This window comes from Ruegeria sp. BE1, from assembly GCF_056538885.1.
This window is the reverse complement of sequence record NZ_JBQFTY010000001.1, coordinates 917,390-944,368: the sequence shown is the minus strand read 5'-3', so window position 1 is coordinate 944,368 and position 26,979 is coordinate 917,390. Positions and strand designations below refer to the sequence as shown.

Below are 26,979 nucleotides of genomic sequence, written 5' to 3'. Positions count from 1 at the left end.
GGGAACCGGATCACAAAACGGCGTCAAGTGCATTCAATAACTGATCAATTTCCTGTTGAGAGGTATAGTGCGTGAAGCTGACCCGCAGCACACCCTGCGCCATATCCTCCCCCATCGCCTGCAGCGGGCGTAGGGCGTAGAAATCTCCTCCACCTGCCATGACACCGTGATCCACCAGTTCGGCGGCCACCGCTTCGGCGTTGCGGTTCAGGGAAAGGGCCACCGTCGGCGCACGGCGCGCGGCGTCGGATGTGCCGATCAGGCGGACCGCGTTCCGATCTTTGACCGCATCCAGCACCGGCTGCAACAGCGCCACCTCTTGCCCGCGCATCAAATCGTGGACAAAGGCGCCCCGCTCGGTCGCGCTGCCCTTTGGGCCGCCGTGATGATCGCACAGCAGATCGACGTAATCCGCCATACCCGCGCTTGCCGCGATCTGGGCATGATCGGGACCCGCCGGGGTAAACCGTTTGTACAGAACATCCCCATTGAAATAATGCGCCTGATTGGGCAGCAATTCCCCGATTGAGCGGCGGATCACCATGCAGCCCTGATGCGGGCCATAGGTTTTATAGGCCGAGAACAAATAGATATCCGGCCCCAGATCACCCACATTCGGAAACCCGTGCGGCGCGTAAGAGACACCGTCGACACAAACAAACGCACCCGCCGCATGTGCGATGGCGGTGATTTCGGTCACCGGGTTGATCTCGCCGATCACATTCGAACAATGCGGGAAACAGACCAGACGCACTTTTTCGTCCAGCAGGTTCTCAAGGTCCTGCGGATTCAGCGATCCGGTGTCCGGGTCGATCTGCCATTCGCGGACTTCGATGCCCTCGTCGGCCAGACGCCGCCACGGGCCGGAATTCGCCTCATGATCCTGATTGGTGACAACAATGGCCTCGCCCGGTTGCATCCACTGGCGGAATGCCTGCGCCAGAACATAGGTGTTCTGCGTGGTTGACGGGCCAAAGCTCAGCTCATCACTGTCCACGCCCAGAATCGCAGCCATCCGAACCCGGGCCTCGTCCATCTCTTCGCCCGCAAGACGGCTGGCGTCGTAGGGGCCATAGGGCTGGACTTTGCGCTGAGTGTAATAGCGCATCAGACGATCCAGAACCGGCTTGCAGGTATATGATCCGCCAGCGTTTTCAAAGAATGCCTGCCCTTGCAGACCGGGTTCGGAAAAGGCCGGGAACTGGGACCGAACGAAATTGATATCCAAACTGCTCATAGCGTGCCTCCTTGATCATGCGTCTTGGTCAACGAGGTGCCCGAGCATGATTTCGGAACCCTCGGAAATCATGGCAGGTCTTCCAGCCCAGCGAAGGCCACTGGCCCCGCAGCCCCTGCGCCCGGCAGGAACCGCGCCAAAGTGCATAGGTCCAGCCCGGTCGTCAAGCGCACAAGCGTGCAAGAAAAAAACCGGGCGCAGGGCCCGGTTTTGCAAGTTCTGGCAGGCGTGTCAGCCCTGAACCTTGGTATAGGTCCCCTCACCGGCCAGAATGCCGCGAAACCCGCCGGGTTCATCCAGCCCGAACACGATCAGCGGCAGGTTATTATCCCGCGCCAGCGCGATGGCCGAGGCGTCCATCACCCTCAGCCGCTTTGCCAGCACATCGTCATAGCTGACGGTGTCATAGCGCACCGCATCCGCGTGCTCTTTGGGGTCTTTATCATAAACACCGTCCACGCCGTTCTTACCCATAAAGATCGCCTCACAGGCCATCTCATTGGCGCGCAGGGTGGCGGCGGTATCGGTGGTGAAGTATGGGTTGCCGGTGCCCGCCGCAAAGATACAAACCCGCTTCTTTTCCAGGTGGCGCACAGCGCGGCGGCGGATATAGGGCTCACACACTTCGTCCATTCGAATAGCCGAGATCACACGAGTGAAGACCCCGACCTCTTCCAGCGCCGACTGCATCCCAAGCGCATTCATGACCGTTGCCAGCATGCCCATATAGTCGGCCGTTGTCCGCTCCATCCCCTGGGCCGAGCCGCTAAGACCGCGGAAAATGTTGCCGCCGCCGATGACCATACAAATCTCGACCCCCAGATCATGCACCGACTTGACCTCTTGCGCGATGCGCTGAACGGTGGGCGGGTGCAGTCCGAACCCCTGGTCCCCCATCAGGGCCTCGCCCGAGATCTTCAGCATCACACGGCTGTATTTCGTTTTGGGGGTCTCTGATGTCTGGGAAAGGCTCATGTTGCGCTCCGGGCTGGCACGGGTTTATTTTCCGGCGCAAAATGAAGCAAAAACTCCGCAGGTTCAATGCGGATGCGTAGGATTGGGGCACAGGCGAATGGCCAATGTCAAAACATCGCGACTCTGGGATTACTTACCGCCAATTCCCGATGGCATACCGGTCTTGATTGCGGGGCCAACCGCCTCGGGGAAATCGGCTTTGGCGCTGGAGATTGCCGAGACCTTTGGCGGCGTGATCGTCAATGCCGATGCCAGTCAGGTTTACGATTGCTGGCGCGTGATTTCGGCCCGCCCCTCGGTTCAGGAAGAAGCCCGCGCACCGCATCTGCTCTATGGTCACATCGGTTATGATCAGACCTATTCAACCGGTCACTGGCTGCGAGAGGTCACGCCGCTGCTATCGGCGGATCAGCGCCCGATCATCGTGGGTGGGACCGGTCTGTATTTCTCGGCTCTGACAGAGGGTATGGCAGACATCCCCCCAACCCCGCCCGAGCTTCGGGCCCGGGCCGATCAGATGGACCTGTCCGCTCTGATTGCGGGCGTGGATGACGCAACGCTTAGGGGGATCGACACCCAAAACCGCGCCCGTGTTCAGCGCGCATGGGAGGTTCAGCATGCCACTGGGCGCAGCCTGCGCGATTGGCAAAGCGATACGCCGCCTCCGATTCTGGACGTGGCCGACACCGTTCCCATCGTGTTTGACGTCGACAAAGACTGGCTGCTGGACCGTATCACCCGACGCTTTGATCAGATGCTGGACACCGGTGCCTTGCAAGAGGTTGAGGCGATGCGTGACCGCTATGATCCCGCCCTTCCCGCCTTCAAGGCCATCGGGGTTCCAGAGCTGCTGGCCTACCTTGACGGGCAGATGACCCTGGACACCGCCCGCGAACGCGCGACGATATCCACCCGTCAGTTCGCCAAACGCCAGCGTACATGGTTCCGCGCGCGCATGAAAAAATGGAATCACATAGATTTCTCAAAATGATACGCCGCGACCTTCAGTGAATTTTCCCAAGCGATTCCCTTAATCACAGCAATTCTCCGGTTCACGATTGTATACATCGCTGAATCGCCGCCGGTCCGGTGCCCGGTTACCCCACACATTGCCGAACAATGTCGTTTTTGTGCTTTGGATGACGATTTCAAACATTGACCTATTTCAAAATCTGGGGCCGAATGGGTGCATGGGGATGTTGAGTATCCAACAGAAAACGCGAGAACCTGCCGTCCGGTGCCTTCCGGTCTGAGCGGTTCCTGACCCTCTTCAATAATAACATGTCATCAGGGAGAGACATTAATGCGAAATGAAACTGTTACCGGAGCATCGGTTCACTGGGCCGCAGAAATGCACGCTCAGGAATATCGCGACGGCAAACTGAACCGTCGGGAATTCCTGGCCCGCGCGACCGCGTTGGGTGTTGCTGTGCCCGCAGCCTATGGAATGATCGGACTGTCCTCACCCGCTGCGGCGCAGGAGCCTCAGCGTGGCGGCACCATCCGCTATCAGATGGAAGTGCGCGCACTGAAAGATCCGCGCACCTATGACTGGACGCAGATGGCGACGATCTCGGCAGGCTGGCTGGAGTATCTGGTTGAATACAACAATGACGGTTCGTTCAAACCGATGCTTCTTGAAAGTTGGGAAGCGAACGAAGACGCCACCGAGTACACTCTGAACGTCCGCAAAGGCGTAAAGTGGAACAACGGTGACGACTTCACCGCCGAAGATGTTGCGCGCAACATCGAAGGCTGGTGTGACATGTCGCTGGAAGGCAACTCGATGGCCTCGCGCATGGCCAGCCTGGTTGATGAGGCCACTCAGAAAGCATCCGAAGGCGCGATCACTGTTGTCGACTCTCATACCGTGAAGCTGAAGTGCAATGCACCGGACATCACCGTGATCCCGGGTATGGCAGACTATCCTGCAGCCATCGTGCACAGCAGCTTTGACCCCAACACCATGCTGGACAACCCCGTCGGCACTGGCTTCATGCTGCCCGAAAGCCACGAAGTGGGCGTCAAAAGCGTTCTGGTCCGCAACGAGGACTTTGAATGGTGGGGCTATGCTGCAGGCAAAGGTGGTTACATCGATCGGATCGAATTCATCGACTATGGTACCGACCCTGCCGCGTTCCTGGCCGCCTATGAGGCGGAAGAGATCGACATGAACTGGGAATCGGTTGGTGAATTCGTCGACATCTTTGACGGCATTGGCCTGACCCGTTCGGAAATTCCGTCAGGCTTTACCATCGTAATCCGCCCCAACCAGCTGGCCGAAGACGAAAACGGCAACAAGATCTATGGCGACAAACGCGTGCGTCAGGCGCTTGCCATGGCCGTCGACAATTCGGTCTGTCTGGAATTGGGCATGTCAGGCTACGGCATCGCCGCCGAAAACAGCCATGTCGGTCCGATGCACCCGGAATACGACTCGGAAGTCACCCGTATCCCCTATGATCCGGCAGCCGCCAAGGCGCTGATGGACGAGGCCGGAATGGGCGACTATGAGCACGAAGTGCAGTCGATCGACGATGATTGGCGTCGCAATACCACCGCGGCTGTCGTTGCGCAGCTGAACGATGCGGGCATCAAGGCCAAGCACACCGTTCTGCCCGGTTCGACCTTCTGGAACGACTGGACCAAATACGCCTATTCGTCGACCAACTGGAACCACCGTCCGCTGGGCACGCAGGTTCTGGCGCTGGCCTACAAATCGGGTGTTGCCTGGAACGAATCCGGCTTTGCAAATGCCGAGTTCGATGCCCTGCTGGCCGAGGCGAACTCGATCGCCGATGTGGACAAGCGCCGCGAGGTGATGGCCAAACTGCAGGCGATCATGATCGACGAAGGTGTGGTCATTCAGCCTTACTGGCGCACCGCAATGCGTCACCACCGCGACAATCTGGTGGGTGTTGAAAAGCACATCGCTGATCTGCCCCAGCTCTATAAGTTCGGCATCGTCGGCTAAGCTGACTTTTATCAGGCCGCGTCTAATAGGCGCGGCCTTTTCGCCCTAACAGCGGCGACCCGAAAAAAACAGCGACGCGACAAGCAGACAATCTGCGCGCTAGCCTACCAACAGGGGCCATTATGGGACTTTTCATACTAAAGCGTGTCGGCATTATGCTCATGACAGCATTGTGCCTGACATTCTTGGTCTTCTTCCTCACCAACCTTTATCCAAACCTGGAAAAGCTTGCTAAAACGCAAGGCAATTTCCGGATGTCGGATGAGCAGGTTGAGAGCTTTCTGGAAAAGAACGGATACCTCCAGTCGACGCCTATCAAATATGGCGAATGGCTGGGCGTGCTGCCATCCTATCGCCACACGAACGAGGATGGCACGGTTCAGGGCAGATGTATCCTGCCGGGTCAATCCGCTGAAGAGGCCCCCAATTTCTGTGGTATCCTGCAGGGCTATTGGGGCTATTCCACAGTCTTCAAAGAAGAGGTCGCAACTGTTGTCGGAAACCGTCTGGCACTGACCGGTCGTTTGATGCTGTGGGTGATGCTGCTGATGGTCCCGTCGGCGCTGATCCTTGGTGTTCTGGCTGGTATGAAAGAGGGCTCGGCCACGGACCGGACCCTGTCGACCTTTGCCATCACCACCACGGCCACACCCGAATATGTGTCTGGTGTGATTTTCATCGCGATCTTCACCTCATCCGCTGTGGGCCTCAAATGGTTCAAGGGGACAGCGACGCAGGCGATGGAGAACCCGACCTTTGAGAACTTCTTCCTGCCGGTCCTGACCATTGCGCTTTATGGGATGGGCTATATCGCCCGGATGACCCGCGCCTCGATGACCGAGGTGATGACAGCGCAATACATCCGGACCGCGCGCCTTAAGGGTGTTTCATTTTCGAACATCGTCATGAAACACGCGTTGCGCAATGCGCTGATCGCGCCTTTCACTGTCATCATGCTGCAGTTCCCGTGGCTGCTGAACGGCGTGGTGATCGTTGAGACCCTGTTCAACTACAAGGGTTTCGGCTGGGCGCTGGTACAGGCGGCGGGCAACAACGACATTCAGCTGTTGCTGGCGATCTCGGTCGTGTCGGTCTTTGTGGTGCTGGTGACGCAGCTGATCTCGGATATCGGCTATGTCTACCTCAACCCGCGCATTCGCATTTCATAAGGGAGGATAGGACATGGAACCTCTTACCTGGACCGGCTCTATCGCCCTCCTGAACCCGTTGCTGATGATCGCGCTCGCGGCCCTTGTGGTGTCAATCGCGGTCTGGATGATCGGCAGCATGGTGCTGCCGGAAACACCGGTCAGCGTGAACATCGATGGCACGCTGAGCTCGGGCACTGGCCTGCGCGGGCTGACACAAAAGGCCTTGCGCTACAGCTTTACCGCCTGTGTCGCCCTTTTGCTGGCCTATATCGTGCTGGGCGTTCTACTGGGCACCAGCGCCGGAATTATCGGAGCGATTTCACAGCAGTTCCTGCCCGTTTGGATGTCTTTGGTGATCCTGTTCGCCATGTCGATTGCGTTCAAACGCAAGCTGGGCCTTTACGGCAAACTGTTCGACAGCCCCATTGGGATGATCGGGTTTGGCCTGGTGATGTTCTGGGTGTTCACCGGCATCTTTGGCGCAATGGACCTGATCGTCACGCATGACCCGCTGTCACAGGTGTCGGGCATGAAGAACAAAGTCCCCGGAACGCCCGTGCCTTCGACCGCAGATGGGGAATACGCTTGGTACCTGCTGGGCGGTGACAACCTGGCCCGCGATGTCTTTAGCCGTATGGTCAAAGGCGCTTGGATCGTGGTTCAGATCGCACCACTGGCCACCATGTTCGCCTTTATGGTTGGCATCACTCTGGGTCTTCCCGCAGGGTTCTATGGTGGGCGCCTCGATACGTTCCTGTCGTTCCTGGCCAACCTGATCCTCGCCTTCCCCGTGATCTTGCTGTTCTACCTGCTGGTCACGCCGGAAATCGTGGCAACCGGGGTGCCGAACTATATGGCGGCCGTCTTGTTCGTCTTCCCGATCCTGTTCCTGGCGGTTCTGCTGAATTCGCGCTTTTACACAAGGCCGACATTCCGTACGCCGCTGTTGATCGGAGTACTGGGAATTGCCGGTTGGTTGTACCTGTCGCTGATTTCGACCGGCGGGTACATCATCAACACGGACAGCTATAGCATTTGGGGTCTGCCCACATATCTGGACCTGTTCGACATTCCGGGCGGCATTCTGGTGGTGTTTGTGTCAGTGGTCTTTGTGAATTCACCCACCGTGTTCCGCATCGTGCGGGGGCTGGCACTGGATATCAAAACCCGTGACTACGTGGCCGCAGCCCAAACCCGAGGCGAAGGCCCCTGGTACATCATGTTGTGGGAGATACTGCCCAACGCACGCGGGCCTCTGATCGTCGATTTCTGTCTGCGTATTGGCTACACCACCATCCTTCTGGGCACCTTGGGCTTCTTTGGTCTTGGGCTGCCACCGGAAAGCCCGGACTGGGGGTCGACGATCAACGAGGGGCGTAAGCTCTTGTCGATCTACCTGCACCCGGCCTTGCCGCCCGCGCTGGCGCTGCTGACACTGGTTCTTGGTCTGAACCTGCTGGCAGACGGTCTGCGTGAAGAGAGCCTGAAGGACTAATGTGAAAGCGGCCGGGGGCTTTGCCCCCGGACCCCCAGGATATTTTTAGCCAGATGAAGGGGATCCCCTGACTCTCGCGAGGAGTAAGCAAGATGAATAAACTGGCGGATTATGACGGGCCAATTCTTGAGATCGATAAGCTTTCGATTTCGTTTTTCACCCGTTTGCGTGAAATCCCAGCCGTTATGGATTTCTCGGTCAGTGTGCAACCGGGCGAAGCGGTTGGTTTGGTTGGCGAATCCGGCTGCGGCAAGTCCACCGTGGCGCTGGGGGTCATGCAGGACCTCGGCAAGAACGGGCGGATCGTGGGCGGCTCGATCAAGTTCAAGGGGCGCGACCTGTCCGAGATGACCTCGGATGAGCTGCGCGACATTCGCGGCAATGAAATCGCGATGATCTATCAAGAGCCGATGGCCTCGCTGAACCCCGCCATGAAGATCGGCAAGCAGTTGATGGAAGTGCCGATGATCCACGAAGGCGTCGGCGCAGAAGAAGCCTATGCCCGCGCGCTGGAAGTGGTCACGGATGTGCGCCTGCCCGACCCCGAGCGGATGCTGAACTCGTTCCCGCACCAGTTGTCGGGTGGCCAGCAACAACGGATCGTCATCGCCATGGCGCTGATGTCGAAGCCGGCGCTGCTGATCCTTGACGAACCCACCACCGCGCTTGACGTAACCGTTGAGGCTGCGGTGGTCGAACTGGTCAAGGATCTGGGCAAGAAATACGGCACTTCGATGCTGTTTATCTCGCACAACCTCGGGCTGGTTCTGGAAACCTGCGACCGGCTGTGCGTAATGTATTCCGGTGAAGCGGTTGAACGCGGCTCGATCAAGGATGTGTTCGACGAAATGCAGCACCCTTACACGCAGGCGCTGTTCCGTTCGATCCCCCTGCCCGGTGCGGACAAGAACGCACGGCCGCTGGTGGCGATTCCGGGGAACTTCCCTCTGCCACACGAGCGTCCTCCGGGCTGTAACTTTGGCCCGCGCTGCGACTATTTCGAAGAAGGCCGTTGTGACGCCCAAAACATCCTGATGGAGCCTGTGCCCGGCAATGACCGCCATCACACGCGCTGTCTGAAGTTCAAGGAAATCGACTGGAACGCGCCGATTACGGTGGGCGAACAGAAAGAAAAGGCCGAGATCGGGCGCACCGTCCTGAAGATGGACAACCTCAAGAAATACTATGAGGTCGCCGCCAACGCCTTGTTCGGAGGTGGCGAGACCAAGGTGGTCAAAGCCAATGAAACGCTGAGTTTCGAGGCGCATGAATCCGAAACGCTGGCCATCGTAGGGGAATCCGGGTGCGGCAAGTCCACCTTTGCCAAGGTGCTGATGGGGCTTGAAACGGCCACGGATGGTCAGATCCTGCTGGACAACCGCTCGATCGAGGACGTGCCCATCGAAGAACGTGATGCCAAGACCGTTGGCGAAGTTCAGATGGTCTTCCAGAACCCGTTTGACACACTGAACCCGTCGATGACCGTTGGGCGTCAGATCATCCGCGCGCTGGAAATCTTTGGCGTCGGCAAGTCCGAGGCCGAGCGCAAGAAACGGATGCTGGAGCTTTTGGACCTGGTGAAACTGCCCCGCGCCTTTGCGGAGCGGATGCCGCGCCAGCTGTCAGGCGGGCAGAAACAGCGTGTCGGTATCGCGCGGGCCTTTGCCGGGGACGCAAGGATTGTGGTGGCGGATGAACCCGTCTCGGCGCTGGACGTTTCGGTTCAGGCGGCGGTGACGGACCTGCTGATGGAAATTCAGCGCGAGCACAAAACCACGTTGCTGTTCATCAGCCATGACCTGTCAATCGTACGATACCTCAGCGACCGGGTGATGGTGATGTATCTGGGTCACGTGGTCGAACTGGGCACGACCGATCAGGTCTTTGCCCCGCCCTATCACCCCTATACCGAAGCCCTGCTGAGCGCGGTGCCCATCGCGGATACTTCGATCGAAAAGCAGCACATCGTTTTGGAGGGCGATATTCCGTCGGCGATGAACCCACCGCCGGGATGTCCGTTCCAAACCCGCTGCCGCTGGAAATCCGAGGTGCCGGGCGGGATGTGCGAACGCGACGTGCCGCCGGTGAAAACTCTGGCCGATGGGCATCAGGTGAAATGCCACCTGTCAGAGGAAATCCTTGCCCGTATGGAACCGGTCATCAAAGTGGCTGCAGAGTAAGGCTGAGATCGCTGGAGTTTGGCGAAGCGTGTTGCAAGGTCAAAAAACGACCGAAGGCGTATAGAACAACCCACCCTCGCAGAACTTTGCGAGGGTGTTTTCATTTCGACATTAGGCCGTGGGTAATATGCGAACTTTCATCATATGCCCTCACAACGGTTGCTCAATGGCCTATGCGGCTCGTTCAAACCGGATTTTGCCCTCGTGCAAGAAAATGAGCTTGCGGAAAACGGACAGATCAAGCGGGTTTGGCAAGCGTATGTCTGATACATCCGGTATTGGTTTCCCGCCTAAATCGAATGATCTGTCGATTTGTGAGATTACGACGCAAATTGCGCCTGTCTCCATCGCATACCTCTGAAGAGACTTGATCTGATCGTCGAGGCTTGGATTAGTACGCTTCTGATCAAGGAGCTGAAGATAATCCAGAACAATCAGCACAGGTTCACTCACTGCCTTGAGGCGATGGATGACATAGTCCGCAGAAACATCATCAGATGTATCAAGCACAACCAGCTTTTCGCCGGTGCTTGGGGCAATTCCAATATCTGAGAACCGATCTGCAAGATCGCGTTTATGGTAATCCAGCGTGAAGAAATAGCCTTTGCGTTTAAGCTGCGATGCCGACGCCGCCAGTTCGAGCCCCAGAAGAGTTTTTCCCTGTCGTGGTCTTGCTCCGACGAGCACCAGGTCGCCGGGGTCTAATTTCGAAAGAACACCTCCGACAGAGCCTTCATTCGCCTTTGATGAAATGAGATGACTCCAATTCTGAAATCCCTCATCAGTGGCAATCTTGTCCAGCGCCCGATGCAGAGCGACGTCACGGTCCCGCGACAAAAGCTTGGCTTTACGTTTCAACACATAAATGGGTGCAGAAAATCGCATGTTTGTTCCTCCTCTTTCGAGCTGCTTCTGCAATCCCTCCTAATGCGTGCGCTCGAACGAGACAGGTTCAGACAATTTCGCTCTACATGACTGATGCTTCCCGTATGGAGGGCGGAGGCCCGAGCAGGGCCTGCCTTCACTGTGCGTCAACGAACCCGGATCCTCAACACTAAAGTTGTCCTCAGCTATCTCGCCAAGGATTCCTTTGTTTGACCTGAACCCGACGATAAGGCGTCACTGTTGGTGAACCCGTTGGCGCACCATCAACAGATTTTCAGGAGGGAATCATGACTTCCGACCAGAGCCAATTCAAATGCTACTAAACCAAGGACATTTCGGGGGAACCCACTGGCACCGCAACAATCGCGTAGTCAGACTACCTGCCCCAGATAACCTTCACGTAATTCTGGGTTTCCTTATAGGGTGGGATGCCACCGTGCTTTTCGACCGCTCCGGGCCCTGCGTTGTACGCCGCCAAGGCCAGGCGCCAGGATTTGAACTTGCGGTACTGCCACGACAGATAGCGTGCGCCGCCTTCCAGATTCTGCTTTGGATCATGCGGGTTCACGCCCAATAGCTGCGCGGTTCCGGGCATCAGTTGGGCCAGACCCAACGCACCTTTGTGGGATTTCGCGCGGGGGTTCCAGCCGCTTTCCTGCTGCACAAGGCGCAGGAACAGGTCCTCGGGCACATTGTGTTTGCGCGCGGCCTGACGGGCAAGCGCGATGTATTCGCCCCGGTATTTACCAGTATAGCGCTGTACGAACTGGGGTTTTTCCCGCTTGGGCTTTAACCGCTCGGAATCGCGGTACTGCGAGGCGGCGCGATTGTCCAAAACCTTGGATTGTTTGAGGAAGATGTCCTTGCGGCTTTTGGTCGACAAAGTCTGTGCGGTCACCGGAACCGAGACCAATGCGAAACAAACCACCAAAAAACCACCAACCAGAAAACGCATTAAAGCCAATCTCGCCCATTCTGAACTCTGACGAGTATAGATATTTCAGTGAACAATGAAAGCTTGGTAAACAGAAACAGTGTATTTTCTTGCCTGAAACCCCTCGTATGAACTTTGTTTTAACCACGGCGCAGGCGGTATAGGGTCGCGGGGAAACTCTGCGTCAGATTCGGCGCGCGTACGTTACTTCAGAACGGGGAAATACATGGCGGGTTCAGTCAACAAAGTCATTCTTATAGGCAATCTCGGTGCGGACCCCGAGGTAAGGTCGTTTCAGAATGGTGGGAAAGTTTGCAACCTGCGCATCGCCACGTCCGAGACCTGGAAAGACCGCAACACGGGCGAGCGTAAGGATCGAACACAATGGCACTCGGTTGCAATCTTCTCAGAACCGCTGGTGCGCGTTGCAGAGCAATATCTGCGCAAAGGCAGCAAGGTCTACATTGAAGGTCAGCTGGAAACCCGCAAATGGCAGGATCAATCAGGTCAGGACAGATACACGACAGAGGTCGTCCTGAGACCATATCGCAGCGAACTGACAATGCTGGATGCCCGTGGTGAAGGCGGCGGCGGTGGTGGCTATGGCGGCCAATCGGGCGGCTATGGCGGTGGTCAGGCCGGCGGTGGATATGGCGACCCCTATGGTGCGCCCTCCAGCGCCCCTGCCCCCGCATCCGGCGGAATCGACGACGACGAGATTCCGTTCTAAACAAAACGGAGACATATCATGACATGGTCCTTCACCCTCGGCCGCATACTCGGGTCGGAACTGAGGGTCCATGTCACCTTTTTTCTGCTAATGGCGTGGGTTGGATTTGCGGCCTATTCCAGCGGCGGCATCCCGGCAGCCATTGAAAACCTGATCTTTGTGCTGGCGCTGTTTGCCTGCGTTGTGGCGCATGAGTTCGGCCATGCGCTGATGGCCCGGCGCTTTGGGATCAAAACCCCTGACATCACATTGCTGCCGATCGGCGGTCTGGCGCGGTTGGAACGGATGCCGGACAATCCCAAACAGGAAATCTGGGTGGCGCTTGCCGGACCCGCAGTGAATATCGTGATCTGGGGTATCCTGGTGGTTCTGGGCGCTGGCATGCCGTTGGAGACGATGGCACAGATCGATTCAACCGAACCCGGATTGTTGAACCGGCTGGCCTATGTGAACCTGCTGCTGGCTGCCTTCAACATGATCCCCGCCTTTCCCATGGATGGCGGCCGTGTTTTCCGCGCGCTTTTGTGCCTCAGGATGGACCGGGTGCGGGCCACCAAGATGGCTGCAATAAGTGGCCAAGTTGTTGCGGTTGGATTTGGTTTCTGGGGGCTGAGCACCGGCAATCCGATCCTCGTTCTGATCGCGGTCTTTGTCTTTTTCGCCGCCAATTCCGAAAGCCAGGATGTTGCGATGCGGTCAATCGCGCGGCGGGTCTTGGCGCGGGATGCGATGATCACCGAGTTTCATGCCTTGACCCCGTCCGACACGCTGGCGACAGCGGCACAGGCAGTTATTCATACGACACAGCACGAGTTTCCGGTGCTTGGTGCGGACGGTCAACTGATGGGCTTCGTGACACGGGATCGGCTGTTTGCCGCGCTGGCAGGTGATCACCCAAGGTCCGACTCCGCGACGTCGATCATGGTGACCGACATCCCGCAGGTGCGACTGACGAGCGGGCTTGAGACCGTGCTGGACGGTCTGCGCAAAGGTGCCCCGGCCATCGCAGTCTGCGCGCAGTCCGGGGCCATGGTCGGATATATCACTCGCGAGAATATCGGTGAGTTGATGGTGATCCGCAGCCGCTGATCAGGCCGTTGCCAGAGCGTCTTGCAGCACCAAAATCACCGCCTCACGCGGGACGTCCGAGGTGACAAACGCCTCTCCGATCCCGCGCGCGAGAATGAAGCGCAACTGGCCGTCGATGACCTTTTTATCCTGTGCCATCAGATCGACGAGGGCCTCGGCATCCGGCAACTCTCCGGGGATGTCGGCCAGATCGGTCTTCATCCCCATCGCGCGCAGATGGGCGCGGACACGGCTTGGGTCTTCCTGCGAACACAGGCTAAGGCGCGAGGACAGTTCAAAGGCCAGCGCACAGCCGATGGCCACGCCCTCACCATGCAAAAGACGATCAGAATAACCGGTCGCGGCCTCAAGCGCATGACAGAAGGTATGGCCCAGGTTCAGCAGCGCGCGGTCGCCCTGTTCGGTCTCATCCCGTGCCACGATGTCGGCCTTCATCTGGACCGAGCGTGTCACGGCCCGCACCCGCGCGGCCATATCACCGCCGGACACATCCGTTCCGTTCTGCTCAAGCCATTCAAAAAAGGCCGCGTCCCCCAGCAGACCGTATTTCACCACCTCGCCATAGCCCGACAGGAAATCGCGCTGGGTCATGGTGCCCAGAACGGAGGTATCGGCCAGCACCAGTGACGGCTGATGAAACGCACCGATCAGGTTCTTGCCCTGCGGAGCATTGATTCCGGTCTTCCCCCCGACCGAGCTGTCGACCTGTGCCAGCAATGAGGTGGGGATTTGCACAAACCGCACTCCGCGCCGCAGAACCGCTGCGGCAAAGCCTACAAGGTCGCCAATCACGCCGCCCCCAAGGGCAACGACCACATCCCGGCGTTCAACCTTTTCGGCCAGCAGCCATTCGACCGTGCGCTCAAAATGCGGCCAGCTTTTCGTCGCCTCGCCCGCAGGCAAGGTCAGTGCCGTCATCTCAATGCCCGCCGTGGCCAAACCATCGCGCAGGGCGTCCAGATGCAGGGCACCCACATTCTCATCCGTTACAACGGCAACCTTGGACCGGTGCAGCAACGGGGCAATTCGGGTTCCAGCCTCGGCCAGCAGGTCCGGGCCGATTTCCACGTTATACGAGCGTTCGCCCAGCTCTACATGTACGGTTTGGTGCATTTACCTAAGTTCCAAAACGTCGGGGCGTGTCGCCAGCGCGTCCACCACCCGGTTCACCATATTGTCGATCGAGGTTTCGCCGTCGGATTCGGCGATCAGATCCGCTTGCTCATAAATCGGCACGCGCTGTTCATACAGACCGCGCAGCGTCGCATAGGGATCGTCCGTGCGCAGCAAAGGGCGCGTATCTTTATGTTTGACGCGGTTCCAAAGCACATCCAGATCGGCCCGCAACCAGACCGAGACGCCCCGGTCGGTGATCATCGCGCGGTTTTGTTCGGATAGAAACGCACCGCCGCCTGTGGACAGAATGCCTTTTTTCTCATCCAGCAGTCGCCCTATAACCTGGCTTTCCTTGGTTCGGAAAAACGCCTCACCATCGCGGGCAAAGATCTCGGGGATGGTCATATTGGCCGCTGATTCGATCTCGGCATCGCTGTCGAGAAAGGGAACATCCAGCCGCGCGGCCAAAGCACGACCCACTGCCGTCTTCCCTGCGCCCATCATGCCCACAAGAACCACCGTTTTGTGCAGTGCAAAGCGCTGATCAGGGGCCAGGTCAGAGGTGTTATGCTTAATTTCGCTCATTTCACCGTGAATGACGTGATCTTAAGAAAAATGCTAGCTATAACTATGACAAAAGAGAAAATTGGGGCAGCGTTGAGCAATGGGTCGTCTTATCAAGTTCCTGTTATATCTGATTTGCCTGTGTTTCATCGGGCTTGTGGCATATGCCTATCTGGGGCCGTTTTTCGGCGCCGATTTTTCCGCGCCGCAGGACGAGATTCGTGAGCCGGTCATCCTGAATGTCGAATAAGGCCACACTGGTCGCGCTGTTTCTGGCCGGATCAGCGCAGGCACAGCAGGAGCCGCTGTCGGTGATCGAGTGGTTGAACACTCCGACCGAGAACCTGCCGGGCACAGTGTTGCTGGAACCACCAGTAACGCAAAGCGGTGTGCAGCCGGATGTTGAGGTCACACCGCTTGAGGCCCTGTCACAGCCGTTGGGGCTGGTGTCCTCCTCGGTCACGGGGCTGCCGGTGGGCTTGTGGCAAAACAGTGATCCCGACCGGTTGGCACAGCTAATTGCCCGCGTTCCCGTCAAATACAACCCAGCCATGCAGCGGCTGCTGTTCACCCTGCTGCTGTCCGAAGCCCGCGCGCCAGCCGGGCCCGGTGCCGAAGAAACGCTGCTGTTGGCGCGGCTGGACCGGCTGATGCAACTGGGGGCCGCTGACCCGGTTCAGTCCCTCGTCCAACTGGCCGGTCCGACCGACAGCCGCGAAAGGTTTCAGCGCTGGTTTGATGCAACCCTGCTGACCGGTGACGAAGACCGCAGCTGCACCGCCCTGATCGCCCAACCCCATCTGTCACAGGACTATGCCGCGCAGATTTTCTGTAAGGCACGGCGCGGCGACTGGGCCTCTGCCGCATTGACGCTTGAGGCCGCGCACGCGCTGCAGGTTATGTCCCCCGAAGAATTGGACCTTCTGGACCGCTTCCTCAGCCCGGAACTCTTTGAAGATGCTGATTATCTGCCCCAACCCGACCACCCCGACCCGCTAAGCTTTCGCCTGTTTGAGGCGATTGGGGAACGTTTGCCTTCAGCCCCGTTGCCGCGTGCCTTTGCCAATGCCGACCTGCGCGATGTGGCAGGCTGGAAGGCCCAAATTGAGGCGGCCGAGCGTCTGACCCGGATCGGCGCCCTGACGCCCAATCAGTTGCTGGGACTTTACACCGAACGGTCCCCCGCCGCGTCCGGCGCGGTTTGGGACCGGGTCGCAGCCATACAGAAATTCGAAAGCGCGTTGAATTCCGGCAAGCCCGGAGCGGTGGCCAAAGCCCTGCCCGTGGTCTGGGAACAAATGCGCAGTGTTGGGTTGGAGGTTCCCTTTGCGGAACTGTTTGCCGGTCGCCTGTCGCAGACCACCCTGCCGGACCCGGTCGCAGAGAGCCTGCGCTGGCGCATCCTGCTTTTGTCTGACCTCTATGAAACAGCAGCGCTTTCCCCGCCTGATCAATCGGTGGACACACAGTTTCTGGCCGCTCTGGCGCAGGGTGATCCGGGGCGCGCCCGCAGCCCGTCACCCATGGCAGACGCAGTCGCGCAGGGCTTTGCATGGGCAGCGCCTGTGCCCTCGGACATTGATGCCATGCTGGCCAATGATCAGCTGGGCGAAGCCATACTGGAAACGATGGAGCTGTTTGCCCATGGCGCGCGCGGCAATCTTGTGGACCTGACGGCGGCTGTTGCAACGCTGCGTCGCGTGGGCCTTGAGGATACCGCCCGCCGCGCCGCGCTAAATCTGCTGATCCTGCAGGACAGGTGATCATGACAGCCCCCGCGACATCCGAGCTTTGGATTTCCACCTTCCTGCAAGCGCAGGCGGCCGAGCTGGGCGCCGCTAACAACACTCTTTTGGCCTATGGCCGCGACCTGAAAGACTTCGCAGCCTGGCTTGCACGGCGCAAAACCGGCTTTGCCGATGCCGGGCGCGATCAGATCGAAAACTATCTGATCGATTGCGATGCGCAGGGGCTGGCCCAATCCACCCGCGCGCGGCGGCTGTCTGCGATCAAGCAGATTTACCGCTTTGCCTTTGAAGAAGGCTGGCGCGAGGCAAACCCCGCCATTCAGATCAAGGGCCCCGGACGTCAGAAACGCCTGCCCAAAACGCTGGACGTGCCCGAGGTCGACCGGTTGCTGCAAGCCGCCCGCGAAACCGGCCGCACCAAGGCCGACCGCGTGCGTAACACCTGCCTGATGGAGGTGCTTTACGCCACTGGCATGCGCGTGACCGAGTTGGTCTCATTGCCCGTCTCGTCCGCGCGCGGCGATCCGCGGATGCTGTTGGTGATGGGTAAAGGCGGGAAAGAGCGGATGGTGCCCCTGTCCCCCCCGGCGCGCGAGGCGCTGGCCGTATGGCTGGTTCTGCGGGACGAGGCCGAAGATGACACCGTGGCCAAAGGCGGACAGCGGTCAAAATTCCTGTTCCCGTCGCGCGGCAAGTCCGGGCATCTGACCCGGCACATGTTCTTTCTGCTGGTTAAGGAATTGGCCGTTCACGGCGGCGTATCCCCGGAAAAGGTCACGCCGCACACGTTGCGCCACGCCTTTGCCACGCATCTCTTGGCCAACGGGGCCGATCTGCGATCCATCCAAACCCTGCTGGGCCACGCGGATGTGGCAACCACCGAGATTTACACTCATGTTCTGGACGAACGCCTGTCGGAACTGGTGTTCGCGCATCACCCGCTGGCGAAAGACCCCGAAGACAAGGGCTAACCCCTTGATCCGCAGGGGGCGCGCCCCCATAACGGATGCAGCAACACCAACAATCAAGGACCGATGGAACCCTCACCCTCTCTGATCGACGGCGCATTCTGGTTTACCACAGGCGCCATTCTGCTTTTGCTTGTCCTGTCGGGCTTTTTCTCGGGTTCTGAAACGGCTTTGACCGCCTCATCGCGCGGTAAGTTGCGGGCGCAGGCCGATAAGGGCTCGCGCGGGGCGCAAAAGGCGCTGGACATCACCGATGACAATGAACGGCTGATCGGCTCGGTCCTGCTGGGCAACAACCTGGTGAACATCCTTGCGGCCTCGCTGGCGACGGCCCTGTTCACGCGCCTGTTTGGCGAAAGCGGCGTGGCGCTGGCGACGCTGGTGATGACCCTGCTGGTTCTGATCTTTGCCGAGGTTCTGCCCAAGACCTACGCCATCACCAATGCCGAAAAAGCCGCCTCGCTGGTGGCGCCGATCATCAGCGTTGTCGTCACCGTCTTTTCCCCCGTGGTGGCAGCGGTGCGCCTGCTGGTGCGCGGCGTGTTGCGCTTGTTTGGTGTGCAGATCGACCCCGACAGCAACATTCTGGCGGTGCGCGAAGAAATCGCCGGAGCCCTGCAACTGGGCCATTCCGAGGGCGTGGTCGAAAAAGAAGACCGTGACCGCATTCTGGGCGCGCTGGATCTGGGTGACCGCACGGTCGAAGAGATCATGCTGCATCGCTCGAATATTGAGATGATCGACGCCGATGATGCGCCTGAAACGATCCTTCAGCAATGCCTCAAAAGCCCGCATACCCGCCTGCCCGTTTTCCGCGATGAACCCGAAAACATCGTGGGCGTGGTCCATGCCAAAGACCTGTTCCGCGCCATGTACGCCCATGCGGGCGGCACGGAAAATGATGCGAACCGGTTAGAGACCTTCGATATCTCGAAAGTGGCCAATGATCCGTATTTCGTGCCGGAAACCACCACTCTGGACGACCAGATGCGGGAATTCCTGCGCATGCACAGCCATTTCGCGCTGGTGGTCGACGAATACGGATCGCTGCGCGGTCTGATCACGCTTGAGGACATTCTGGAAGAGATCGTGGGGGAGATCGCAGACGAATTCGACATCGAAGAAGACGTCCCAGTCACCCGCACCGAAGATGGGCAATTCCTGGTCGAAGGCGCGATGACCATCCGTGACGCCAACCGCGCGATGGACTGGTCGCTGCCCGACGAAGAGGCCAACACCATCGCGGGCCTTGTCATCCACGAGGCGCAGATGATCCCCGTCACCGGACAGGTCTTTGCGTTCCATGGGTTCCGTTTCGAAGTCACCGCACGCGAGGGTAACCGGATCACCGAGCTGAAGATCCGCCCCCTGTGACACCCGGTCCGCGACATGTCGTGTCGTGAACGGAACAGTCAGCCTTGCCCCCTGCCCGCAGTCTTCGACAACAAGACACAGGAGGTACAGAGATGAAGACCACAACACGGGTAGCCGTCATCGGGGGCGGCGTTGTTGGCTGTTCGGTTCTGTATCATCTGACCAAGCTGGGCTGGTCCGATGTCATGCTGCTGGAACGTTCAGAGCTGACCAGCGGCTCAACCTGGCATGCGGCGGGCGGGTTTCATACGCTGAACGGCGACACCAACATGGCCGCGCTGCAGGGCTATACGATCCGCTTGTACAAAGAGCTGGAAGAGATCACCGGCATGTCCTGCGGCTTGCATCACGTGGGTGGGGTTACGCTGGCCGATAATCAGGATCGGTTCGACATGCTGCTGGCTGAACGCGCCAAGCACCGGTTCATGGGGTTAGAGACCGAGATTGTCGGACCCGATGAAATCAAACAGATCGCCCCCATCACCAATACCGACGGCATCATCGGTGCGCTCTATGATCCGCTGGACGGGCATCTTGATCCCTCGGGCACCACCCATGCCTATGCCAAAGCAGCCCGGATGGGCGGGGCGACGATCGAAACCCATTGCATGGTGCGCGAAACCAATCAGCGCCCCGATGGCACATGGGATGTGGTGACCGACAAGGGCACCATCCATGCCGAACATGTGGTCAACGCGGGCGGTTTGTGGGCGCGTGAGGTCGGCGCGATGGCCGGTGTCTATTTCCCGCTGCACCCGATGGAGCATCAATATCTGGTGACAGACTCGATCCCGCAGATCGAGGCGATCATCGACGCGGGCGGCGAACATCCCCATGTGATGGACCCGGCAGGCGAAAGCTATCTGCGGCAGGAAGGGCGCGGGCTCTGCATCGGGTTCTATGAACAACCCTGCAAACCATGGGCGGTGGACGGCACCCCGTGGGAGTTCGGCCATGAACTGCTGCCCGACGACTATGACAAGATCACCGACAGTATCGAATTCGCCTATCGCCGCTTTCCTGTTCTGGCCGAAGCCGGGGTGAAATCGGTGATCCACGGGCCCTTCACCTTTGCGCCAGACGGGAACCCTCTGGTCGGGCCGGTGCCGGGGGTTCGGAATTACTGGTCGGCCTGTGGCGTGATGGCAGGCTTTAGTCAGGGCGGCGGTGTTGGGCTGACGCTGGCACAATGGATGATCGAAGGTGAGCCGGAACGCGATGTCTTTGCGATGGACGTGGCGCGGTTCGGGGACTGGATCAGCCCCGGCTATACCCGCCCCAAGGTGATCGAGAATTATCAAAAACGGTTCAGCGTCGCCTATCCTAACGAAGAACTGCCCGCCGCGCGCCCCAATCGCACCACTCCGATGTATGACATCTTCAGCGATCTGGGCGCGGTCTGGGGGCAGCAATACGGGCTGGAAGTCGCGAACTATTTCGCGCAGGGCGATGAGCCGGGGTATGAGACGCCTTCGTTCCGGCGCTCGGATGCGTTTGACGCAACAGGGCGCGAGGTACAGGCCGTGCGCACCGCAGTCGGCATCAATGAGGTGCACAATTTCGGCACATACCGCATAGCCGGACCTACGGCGCGCGCGTGGTTGGACCGCATCATGGCCGGGCGCATTCCGCAACCGGGACGGGTATCCTTGACCCCCATGCTGTCGCCGAAGGGCAAGTTGATCGGAGACTTCACCGTATCCTGCCTGACTGACACAGAATTCAGGCTGACGGCGTCATATGGCAGCCAGGCATTCCACATGCGCTGGTTCCTGCAAAACGCACAGGATGGCGTGCAGATCGACAACATCAGCGACCGCCTGAACGGGTTTCAGATCGCAGGCCCAAAGGCCGCCGAGGTGCTGGCCGCCTGCACCCGCGACGACATCTCGGACCTGCGGTTTCTGGATGTGCGGCGCATGACGGTTGGCATGACCGACTGCATCGTACAACGCGTCAGCTATACCGGCGATCTGGGGTTTGAGATTTACTGCGATCCCATGGCGCAAAGACAGCTGTGGTGGACTCTGTGGCAGGCCGGACAACCGCTCGGCATGGTCCCCTTTGGCATGCGCGCGATGATGAGCCTGCGGCTGGACAAGTTCTTTGGCTCTTGGATGCGGGAATTCTCTCCGGATTACACCGCAGCGGAAACCGGGCTGGATCGCTTCATTGCCTTCTCGAAACAGGCTGATTTCATCGGGCGTGCGGCTGCCGAACGTGACCTGGATGAAGGCGTGTCTCGCCGCTTGGTCGCCTTTGAGGTCGACGCAAAAGATGCCGATGTAAACGCCTATGAGCCGATATGGCTGGACGGCGCGGTTGTCGGGTTCTGCACTTCGGGCGGCTATTCGCACTATGCGGGCAAATCCATCGCGATGGGCTTTCTGCCCGCTGACCGCGTGGCGGACGGATTAGAGGTTCAGATCGAAATTCTCGGCCAGTTGCGCGATGCCCGCGTAATCTCGGACCCGCTGTTTGACGCGGATGGTGCACGCATGCGGGGATGACACCGCGCCCAAGTGCGGGCATGGTAAGCGCATGACAGATATACCAATTCTTCTGCTGGCCGCCGGACAGTCCAGCCGCATGGGCGCGCAGGACAAGCTGATGCAGATTGTGGACGGTCAACCATTGCTGCGCCGTGCAACTCAGATTGCCAGGCGCGCGGCACCCGTGATTGTCGCCCTGCCGCCTGCCCCGCATCCCAGATACGAGGTGCTGCGCGATCTGGACGTACAGGGCGTGGAAATCCCCAATGCCAGCGAAGGTATGAATGCCAGCTTGCGCGGTGCGCTTGTCCATGTCCCCGACCACGCCCCCGCCGCCATGATCCTGCTGGCCGACCTGCCCGAGATCACGACACAAGACATTGAAACCGTGCTGGCGTCGGTGACGGCACACCCTGACCATTTGATCTGGCGCGGTGCGACGGCCAGCGGCAAACCCGGACACCCGGTCGTGTTCGACCGCCGCCTGTTTGCACGGCTCAGCGACCTGACCGGCGATGAGGGTGCTCAATCCGTTGTTCGTGAAAACGCGGACAAAGTGCACTTGCAAACCCTGCCCGGTCAGAATGCGTTGATGGATCTGGATACGCCCGAGGATTGGGCCGCTTGGTGCGCAAAACGGGGTCTGTAAAAGAAACACGGCCCGGTCAGTAAAGACCGGGCCGGTACCCAAATTAGGACTACCACTTTTCATCAATCCCGGAAACGCGGCCAATAACGTCAATCGACATTCTGGCTATTCCGCCGCCGAACCTAAACAAGACCCCCTCGTTAACATGCCGCTCAGCGTTTCCAGCAACTGTGACAAGCCTTAGGCACCCCCTAGTGCCGTTCGGCTCCCCCTCGCTTGGGCACCTTCATCGTCACCCATCTGATGGATTCAAACAACGTAAAATTGGAAATAGCGGTTAATTTTGCGCGTATCAGAATGGTTTTTCCGCAACATTCTGAAAATCTGAATCAACCTAAGAGTGAATCTGTTTTGAGGGCAGAATCTTGGCAACTACCGTTAAACATAAACTCAGTTAGCTATCCGGTCCATTTGCTATAATTTGTTTTTGATAAGCCCAAACTTGCACCAAGCGAGCCACAACCCAAAGGTGTTCGGCGCTCAGGTCGGGATTTGGGTGGGTGCTTTGTTAACGAAAATGATTCAATTCAACTCTTTTCGAGTGTTGTATTTCAGATCGGCAACAATCCACCGATTCGACACACAGCGATTCGCGCAAATCCTCCGATCTGCTCGGCTCCACGGCGCACATAAAACGATCCATTTGTGGCAAAATTAAGTTTTCTTAACAATTCGCTCAGGAAACTCTCAGACTGTGTGCGCATCTCCTGTTTCAACGCGCGACCGCACTCGCGTGGGATAAACAGGAGATAAAAATGAGCATCCGCAAAACCTCGCTTCTTTTGCCCGGGACAGCAGCTTGGGTTGGCGCCGGCGCACTCAGCGCAGCTTTGCTGGCCACCACTGCCCTGCCGTCCATGGCTGACGAAGCCCTTGCCGATCTGGTCGAGACCGTATCCCCGTCGGTCGTCACCATCATCGCCGAGCAAAGCGCAGCTCCGGTACAGGCACAAGGTCAGGAATTCTTGCCGGAACAGCACCCGTTTGGAGAATTCTTCAAACGCTTTGGCGCGCCCGATGGGTTTAACGCACCACAGCGCGGACCCTCGCAGGGTCTGGGTTCGGGATTTGTGCTGGATCAAGACGGCTACATCATCACCAACCACCATGTTGTCGAAAACGCGGACAGCGTGACCGTCCGCCTGTCGGATGATCGCAGCTATGACGCCGAAGTCATCGGCACCGACCCGCTGACCGATATTGCCGTTCTCAAGATCGACGCGGATGGCACGCTGCAGGCCGTCGAGCTGGGCGACAGCGACGTGATCCGTGTGGGTGAAGACGTTGTGGCCATCGGCAACCCGTTCGGCCTGCATTCCACCGTGACCACCGGTATCGTGTCGGCCAAAGGGCGCAACATCTCTCAGGGGCCCTATGCCGAGTTCATTCAGACCGATGCTGCAATCAACAAGGGCAATTCAGGCGGGCCGCTGTTCAACATGGAAGGCGAAGTGATTGGCGTGAACTCGGCCATCTACTCCCCCACGGGCGGGTCCGTGGGCCTGGGTTTTGCCGTGACGTCGAACATTGTTGAACATATCGCAGCCGATCTGCGCGACGACGGTCAGGTCAGCCGCGGCTGGCTGGGCGTGTCGATCCAGAATGTCAGCCCCGAGATTGCGGCGGCCATGGGGATCGATGTCGCCAACGGTGCGCTTGTGTCCGATGTCGTTGACGGCAGCCCGGCGGATGGCGTGTTGAAGCAGGGTGATGTCATCCTGACCTTCAATGACGAGGTTGTGGAATCCAGCAGTGATCTGCCGATCCTTGTTGGCACCACCAAAGTCGGCAGCGACAGCGTTCTGACCGTTTTGCGGGATGGCACGGAACAGCAGATCGAACTGACCATCGGTCAGCATCAAAGCGCCTCGGCCGAGATCGACAAATCCGTCGACGAAACCGTCTCGGGCACCGCGTTGGGTGTCACGGTGGCCCCTTTGACCGACACAAAACGCGCTGACCTTGGGGTCGGTGAAAATGTCGACGGCGTGATTGTCACGGGCCTGAAGCCCGATAGCCCGGCGGCCAAAGCCGGTCTGCAGCGGGGCGATGTGATCGTCAGGCTGGGCGGTCAGGACACGGCGACTCCGGATGCGCTGAAGGCGGCTCTGGACAGCGAAAAGACGGACCCTGCCCTGGTTTTGATCAACCGCGGCGGCAACCAGATTTTTGTTGCTGTTGAGATCGCCTGATCTTTCACCTGCGCGCGCCACGTGATGGGGAAATCTGGCGGGCGCCTCCCTGGCGGGTTTGAATTGTCCGCAAACCGCCGGGACTGCCGGGTGCGCAGTGACGCACCCGGCACGTAATTCCCCATACAACCACGTGTTTTGGTTGGTAACTTGTGCTTTACTCCCGTTACGAAAGGAACTCTGATCATGAGCCGTCGCTTGCTGGTCGTCGAAGATGACGAAGAAACACGGGAGTTCATCGCCAAAGGGTTTGGCGAAGAGGGCTATATCGTCGAAGCCGCCGAAGACGGGCGCGAGGGCCTGTATCACGCCACGGATGGTGGGTTTGACGCCATTGTTCTGGACCGGATGCTGCCGGGGCTGGACGGGTTGTCTTTGATCAAATCCATGCGCGCGGCGGGGGTGAAAACCCCGGTTCTGATGCTGACCGCCATGAGCGCGGTTGACGAGCGTGTCAAAGGGCTGCGCGCCGGTGCGGATGACTATCTGGTCAAGCCGTTTTCCTTTCAGGAATTGCATGCCCGGATCGAAGCACTGCTGCGCCGCCCGCAAGAGGCCGAGGAAAGCCCGACCCTGACCTGCCGCGATCTTGAGATGGATTTGCTGACCCGCAAAGTCACCCGCAACGGGCGCGAGATCACCCTGACCCCGCGCGAGTTCCAGATCCTAGAGTTCTTTCTGCGCCGGAAAAACCGCGTGGTGTCGCGCACCATGCTGTTGGAAGGTGTGTGGGATTACCATTTCGACCCCAACACCAATGTGGTGGACGTCCATATCTCCAAGCTGCGCCGTCAGCTGGACGAAGGGGGTGACGTGCCGCTGATTGAAACCGTCCGGGGTGCCGGCTATATGATCTCAGATGGATAACCTGCGGCTATCGTTCAACAATTCACGTACGCGTCTTGTTCTGGCCAGTATGGTGCTCAGCACGTTGCTGACCGCGACAGTGCTGGCGCTGGTGTATGTCACGGCGAACCGCAGTATCGAAGGCGAGACACGATCCGTCGTGTCCGCCGAACTGACCGGGCTGGCCGATGAATATGAACGCCGGGGTCTGATCGGCCTGCTGACCGCGATAGAACGCCGCCTGCCCTCGGCCTCGGAACGCGATGCGCTGTATCTGCTGACCGACCGCTTTGGCGCGAAACTGGCCGGCAACCTGAAGCAATGGCCCAATGATATTGCGGCAGGCAGCGGCTGGGTCGATCTTGAGCTGCGCCGCGCGGATAACGACCAGTTGGTGCCGATTTCAGCGGCCTCAATCCGCCTTCCGGGCGGCGAACGTCTGCTGGTCGGGCGCGATGCTTTGGCCCGCGAGCAATTCGACCGGGTCCTGCTGCGCTCGGTCGGGATCGCGCTGGCCATTGCACTCGCGCTGAGTGTCCTGACCGGGTGGCTGTTTACCCGCCTCGTGTTTTCCCGCCTGTCGGACATCGCCAGCACGGCCGAAAACATCGTCTCGGGCGATTTGTCCCGCCGCATGCCCTTGCGTGGCACGGGTGATGAGTTCGATCAGGTGTCCGGAACGCTGAACACCATGCTGGACCGGATCGAAGAACTGGTCAGCAACCTGCGCACCACTTCGAATTCCATCGCCCACGACCTGCGCTCGCCCCTGTCGCGCCTCAAACAACGGGTCGAGGCGCTGTCCGACCCGGACAAGTCCGAGCAGGACCGGCAGATCGACGTCATTCGGGCCAGTACCGAAATCGACCACGTGCTGCGCGTTTTAGGGCAGTTGACGGACATCTCACGCGCCGAGGCTGGCGTGGGCCGCGATCAGTTCGAAACCGTGGACCTTGGGCAATTGGTGGCTGATGTGGTCGAGCTGTATGAGCCCGTCGCAAACGATCAGGGCATTCAGCTTGAGGTAACGGGCACCGCCGCACCCATCCCCGGACACCGCCCCCTGTTGTCTCAGGCGCTGTCCAACCTGCTGGAAAACGCGATGCGCTACGCGCCCGAGGATACGACGATCACCATCACCCTTAGCGAGGATGGGCCCTTTACCAATCTGAGCGTGCGCGATCAGGGCCCCGGTGTCCCGCAAGAGGATTTGAAGCGCCTGCAAATGCCCTTTGTGACCCTTGATCCGGCCCGAACCGAACGCAATGCGGGGCTGGGTCTGGCTTTGGTCGCGGCCATCGCCCATATGCACGAAGGCGGGTTTCAGGCCCGCAATGCCAACCCGGGTCTTGAGGCGATCATCCAGCTGAGCCACTAGGG

The 26,979-nt window shown here is 59.1% G+C and carries 22 protein-coding genes; 16 read left to right on the top strand and 6 right to left on the bottom strand.

From position 1 onward, the window contains the following. Positions 1 to 10: 10 nt before the first annotated feature. A complete protein-coding gene (locus tag ACR0J5_RS04680; protein WP_480650884.1) occupies positions 11 to 1,237 on the bottom strand; it encodes an aminotransferase class V-fold PLP-dependent enzyme in 1,227 nt (408 codons plus the stop codon). A 231-nt stretch (positions 1,238 to 1,468) separates the two neighbouring features. Next, entirely contained in the window at positions 1,469 to 2,212 is a 744-nt protein-coding gene (gene pyrH / locus ACR0J5_RS04675) for a UMP kinase (protein WP_480650882.1), read from the bottom strand. Positions 2,213 to 2,309: 97 nt separating this feature from the next. On the opposite strand from pyrH, the gene miaA reads away from it, so the two are divergent. The 5 genes from miaA (at position 2,310) to ACR0J5_RS04650 (ending at position 10,012) form a co-directional block, all read left to right on the top strand. Next, positions 2,310 to 3,203, top strand: a complete 894-nt coding sequence (miaA, locus tag ACR0J5_RS04670) for a tRNA (adenosine(37)-N6)-dimethylallyltransferase MiaA (protein WP_480650880.1) — start codon at positions 2,310 to 2,312, stop codon at positions 3,201 to 3,203. Positions 3,204 to 3,515: 312 nt separating this feature from the next. Beyond that, positions 3,516 to 5,186, top strand: coding sequence for an ABC transporter substrate-binding protein (locus ACR0J5_RS04665; RefSeq protein WP_480650878.1), 1,671 nt, complete (start codon positions 3,516 to 3,518; stop codon positions 5,184 to 5,186). 122 nt (positions 5,187 to 5,308) lie between these two features. Next, positions 5,309 to 6,355, top strand: a complete 1,047-nt coding sequence (locus tag ACR0J5_RS04660; protein WP_480650876.1) for an ABC transporter permease — start codon at positions 5,309 to 5,311, stop codon at positions 6,353 to 6,355. 13 nt (positions 6,356 to 6,368) lie between these two features. Further along, positions 6,369 to 7,832 carry an ABC transporter permease gene (locus tag ACR0J5_RS04655; RefSeq protein WP_480650875.1) on the top strand — a complete coding sequence of 488 codons (1,464 nt, stop codon included), beginning with the start codon at positions 6,369 to 6,371 and terminating at the stop codon, positions 7,830 to 7,832. 92 nt (positions 7,833 to 7,924) lie between these two features. Further along, positions 7,925 to 10,012 carry a dipeptide ABC transporter ATP-binding protein gene (locus tag ACR0J5_RS04650; RefSeq protein ID WP_480650873.1) on the top strand — a complete coding sequence of 696 codons (2,088 nt, stop codon included), beginning with the start codon at positions 7,925 to 7,927 and terminating at the stop codon, positions 10,010 to 10,012. Between the two features lie 171 nt (positions 10,013 to 10,183). Here ACR0J5_RS04650 and ACR0J5_RS04645 read toward each other — a convergent pair whose 3' ends face one another. Then, positions 10,184 to 10,897 carry a DNA helicase gene (locus ACR0J5_RS04645; protein WP_480650870.1) on the bottom strand — a complete coding sequence of 238 codons (714 nt, stop codon included), beginning with the start codon at positions 10,895 to 10,897 and terminating at the stop codon, positions 10,184 to 10,186. Between the two features lie 376 nt (positions 10,898 to 11,273). Further along, entirely contained in the window at positions 11,274 to 11,852 is a 579-nt protein-coding gene (locus tag ACR0J5_RS04640; RefSeq protein ID WP_480650868.1) for a lytic transglycosylase domain-containing protein, read from the bottom strand. A 205-nt stretch (positions 11,853 to 12,057) separates the two neighbouring features. On the opposite strand from ACR0J5_RS04640, the gene ssb reads away from it, so the two are divergent. Together ssb and ACR0J5_RS04630 are read left to right on the top strand one after the other, a co-directional pair. After that, a complete protein-coding gene (gene ssb / locus ACR0J5_RS04635; RefSeq protein ID WP_480650866.1) occupies positions 12,058 to 12,561 on the top strand; it encodes a single-stranded DNA-binding protein in 504 nt (167 codons plus the stop codon). 18 nt (positions 12,562 to 12,579) lie between these two features. After that, on the top strand, positions 12,580 to 13,650 hold the full coding sequence (locus ACR0J5_RS04630; protein ID WP_480650864.1) for a site-2 protease family protein: 1,071 nt from the start codon (positions 12,580 to 12,582) through the stop codon (positions 13,648 to 13,650). Here ACR0J5_RS04630 and aroB read toward each other — a convergent pair whose 3' ends face one another. Continuing rightward, entirely contained in the window at positions 13,651 to 14,763 is a 1,113-nt protein-coding gene (aroB, locus tag ACR0J5_RS04625; RefSeq protein ID WP_480650863.1) for a 3-dehydroquinate synthase, read from the bottom strand. Continuing rightward, positions 14,764 to 15,351 carry a shikimate kinase gene (locus ACR0J5_RS04620; RefSeq protein WP_480650861.1) on the bottom strand — a complete coding sequence of 196 codons (588 nt, stop codon included), beginning with the start codon at positions 15,349 to 15,351 and terminating at the stop codon, positions 14,764 to 14,766. Positions 15,352 to 15,430: 79 nt separating this feature from the next. On the opposite strand from ACR0J5_RS04620, the gene ACR0J5_RS04615 reads away from it, so the two are divergent. From ACR0J5_RS04615 to ACR0J5_RS04575, 9 genes are all read left to right on the top strand, one after another. After that, on the top strand, positions 15,431 to 15,580 hold the full coding sequence (locus tag ACR0J5_RS04615; RefSeq protein ID WP_170742601.1) for a hypothetical protein: 150 nt from the start codon (positions 15,431 to 15,433) through the stop codon (positions 15,578 to 15,580). Next, complete coding sequence (locus tag ACR0J5_RS04610; protein WP_480650859.1) at positions 15,570 to 17,093, top strand: hypothetical protein; 1,524 nt, start codon at positions 15,570 to 15,572, stop codon at positions 17,091 to 17,093. Before ACR0J5_RS04615 ends, ACR0J5_RS04610 begins: the two co-directional genes overlap by 11 nt. Positions 17,094 to 17,095: 2 nt before the next feature. Beyond that, a complete protein-coding gene (locus ACR0J5_RS04605) occupies positions 17,096 to 18,049 on the top strand; it encodes a site-specific tyrosine recombinase XerD (protein WP_480650857.1) in 954 nt (317 codons plus the stop codon). 63 nt (positions 18,050 to 18,112) lie between these two features. After that, positions 18,113 to 19,420, top strand: a complete 1,308-nt coding sequence (locus tag ACR0J5_RS04600; RefSeq protein ID WP_480650855.1) for an HlyC/CorC family transporter — start codon at positions 18,113 to 18,115, stop codon at positions 19,418 to 19,420. A 92-nt stretch (positions 19,421 to 19,512) separates the two neighbouring features. Further along, on the top strand, positions 19,513 to 21,930 hold the full coding sequence (locus tag ACR0J5_RS04595; RefSeq protein WP_480650853.1) for a GcvT family protein: 2,418 nt from the start codon (positions 19,513 to 19,515) through the stop codon (positions 21,928 to 21,930). A gap of 31 nt (positions 21,931 to 21,961) precedes the next feature. Then, a complete protein-coding gene (locus ACR0J5_RS04590; protein ID WP_480650851.1) occupies positions 21,962 to 22,561 on the top strand; it encodes a nucleotidyltransferase family protein in 600 nt (199 codons plus the stop codon). A gap of 755 nt (positions 22,562 to 23,316) precedes the next feature. After that, on the top strand, positions 23,317 to 24,753 hold the full coding sequence (locus ACR0J5_RS04585) for a Do family serine endopeptidase (RefSeq protein ID WP_480650849.1): 1,437 nt from the start codon (positions 23,317 to 23,319) through the stop codon (positions 24,751 to 24,753). A gap of 186 nt (positions 24,754 to 24,939) precedes the next feature. Further along, positions 24,940 to 25,620: a response regulator transcription factor gene (locus ACR0J5_RS04580; RefSeq protein ID WP_480650847.1), complete on the top strand. Its 681-nt coding sequence runs from the start codon at positions 24,940 to 24,942 to the stop codon at positions 25,618 to 25,620. Next, positions 25,613 to 26,977 carry a sensor histidine kinase gene (locus ACR0J5_RS04575; RefSeq protein WP_480650846.1) on the top strand — a complete coding sequence of 455 codons (1,365 nt, stop codon included), beginning with the start codon at positions 25,613 to 25,615 and terminating at the stop codon, positions 26,975 to 26,977. Before ACR0J5_RS04580 ends, ACR0J5_RS04575 begins: the two co-directional genes overlap by 8 nt. Positions 26,978 to 26,979 lie beyond the last annotated feature (2 nt).

Coding starts and splice junctions, on each gene's coding strand:
- ACR0J5_RS04680 (WP_480650884.1), bottom strand. CDS start 1,237: ATGAGCAGTTTGGATATCAATTTCGTTCGGTCCCAGTTCCCGGCCTTT.
- pyrH (WP_480650882.1), bottom strand. CDS start 2,212: ATGAGCCTTTCCCAGACATCAGAGACCCCCAAAACGAAATACAGCCGT.
- miaA (WP_480650880.1), top strand. CDS start 2,310: ATGGCCAATGTCAAAACATCGCGACTCTGGGATTACTTACCGCCAATT.
- ACR0J5_RS04665 (WP_480650878.1), top strand. CDS start 3,516: ATGCGAAATGAAACTGTTACCGGAGCATCGGTTCACTGGGCCGCAGAA.
- ACR0J5_RS04660 (WP_480650876.1), top strand. CDS start 5,309: ATGGGACTTTTCATACTAAAGCGTGTCGGCATTATGCTCATGACAGCA.
- ACR0J5_RS04655 (WP_480650875.1), top strand. CDS start 6,369: ATGGAACCTCTTACCTGGACCGGCTCTATCGCCCTCCTGAACCCGTTG.
- ACR0J5_RS04650 (WP_480650873.1), top strand. CDS start 7,925: ATGAATAAACTGGCGGATTATGACGGGCCAATTCTTGAGATCGATAAG.
- ACR0J5_RS04645 (WP_480650870.1), bottom strand. CDS start 10,897: ATGCGATTTTCTGCACCCATTTATGTGTTGAAACGTAAAGCCAAGCTT.
- ACR0J5_RS04640 (WP_480650868.1), bottom strand. CDS start 11,852: ATGCGTTTTCTGGTTGGTGGTTTTTTGGTGGTTTGTTTCGCATTGGTC.
- ssb (WP_480650866.1), top strand. CDS start 12,058: ATGGCGGGTTCAGTCAACAAAGTCATTCTTATAGGCAATCTCGGTGCG.
- ACR0J5_RS04630 (WP_480650864.1), top strand. CDS start 12,580: ATGACATGGTCCTTCACCCTCGGCCGCATACTCGGGTCGGAACTGAGG.
- aroB (WP_480650863.1), bottom strand. CDS start 14,763: ATGCACCAAACCGTACATGTAGAGCTGGGCGAACGCTCGTATAACGTG.
- ACR0J5_RS04620 (WP_480650861.1), bottom strand. CDS start 15,351: ATGAGCGAAATTAAGCATAACACCTCTGACCTGGCCCCTGATCAGCGC.
- ACR0J5_RS04615 (WP_170742601.1), top strand. CDS start 15,431: ATGGGTCGTCTTATCAAGTTCCTGTTATATCTGATTTGCCTGTGTTTC.
- ACR0J5_RS04610 (WP_480650859.1), top strand. CDS start 15,570: ATGTCGAATAAGGCCACACTGGTCGCGCTGTTTCTGGCCGGATCAGCG.
- ACR0J5_RS04605 (WP_480650857.1), top strand. CDS start 17,096: ATGACAGCCCCCGCGACATCCGAGCTTTGGATTTCCACCTTCCTGCAA.
- ACR0J5_RS04600 (WP_480650855.1), top strand. CDS start 18,113: ATGGAACCCTCACCCTCTCTGATCGACGGCGCATTCTGGTTTACCACA.
- ACR0J5_RS04595 (WP_480650853.1), top strand. CDS start 19,513: ATGAAGACCACAACACGGGTAGCCGTCATCGGGGGCGGCGTTGTTGGC.
- ACR0J5_RS04590 (WP_480650851.1), top strand. CDS start 21,962: ATGACAGATATACCAATTCTTCTGCTGGCCGCCGGACAGTCCAGCCGC.
- ACR0J5_RS04585 (WP_480650849.1), top strand. CDS start 23,317: ATGAGCATCCGCAAAACCTCGCTTCTTTTGCCCGGGACAGCAGCTTGG.
- ACR0J5_RS04580 (WP_480650847.1), top strand. CDS start 24,940: ATGAGCCGTCGCTTGCTGGTCGTCGAAGATGACGAAGAAACACGGGAG.
- ACR0J5_RS04575 (WP_480650846.1), top strand. CDS start 25,613: ATGGATAACCTGCGGCTATCGTTCAACAATTCACGTACGCGTCTTGTT.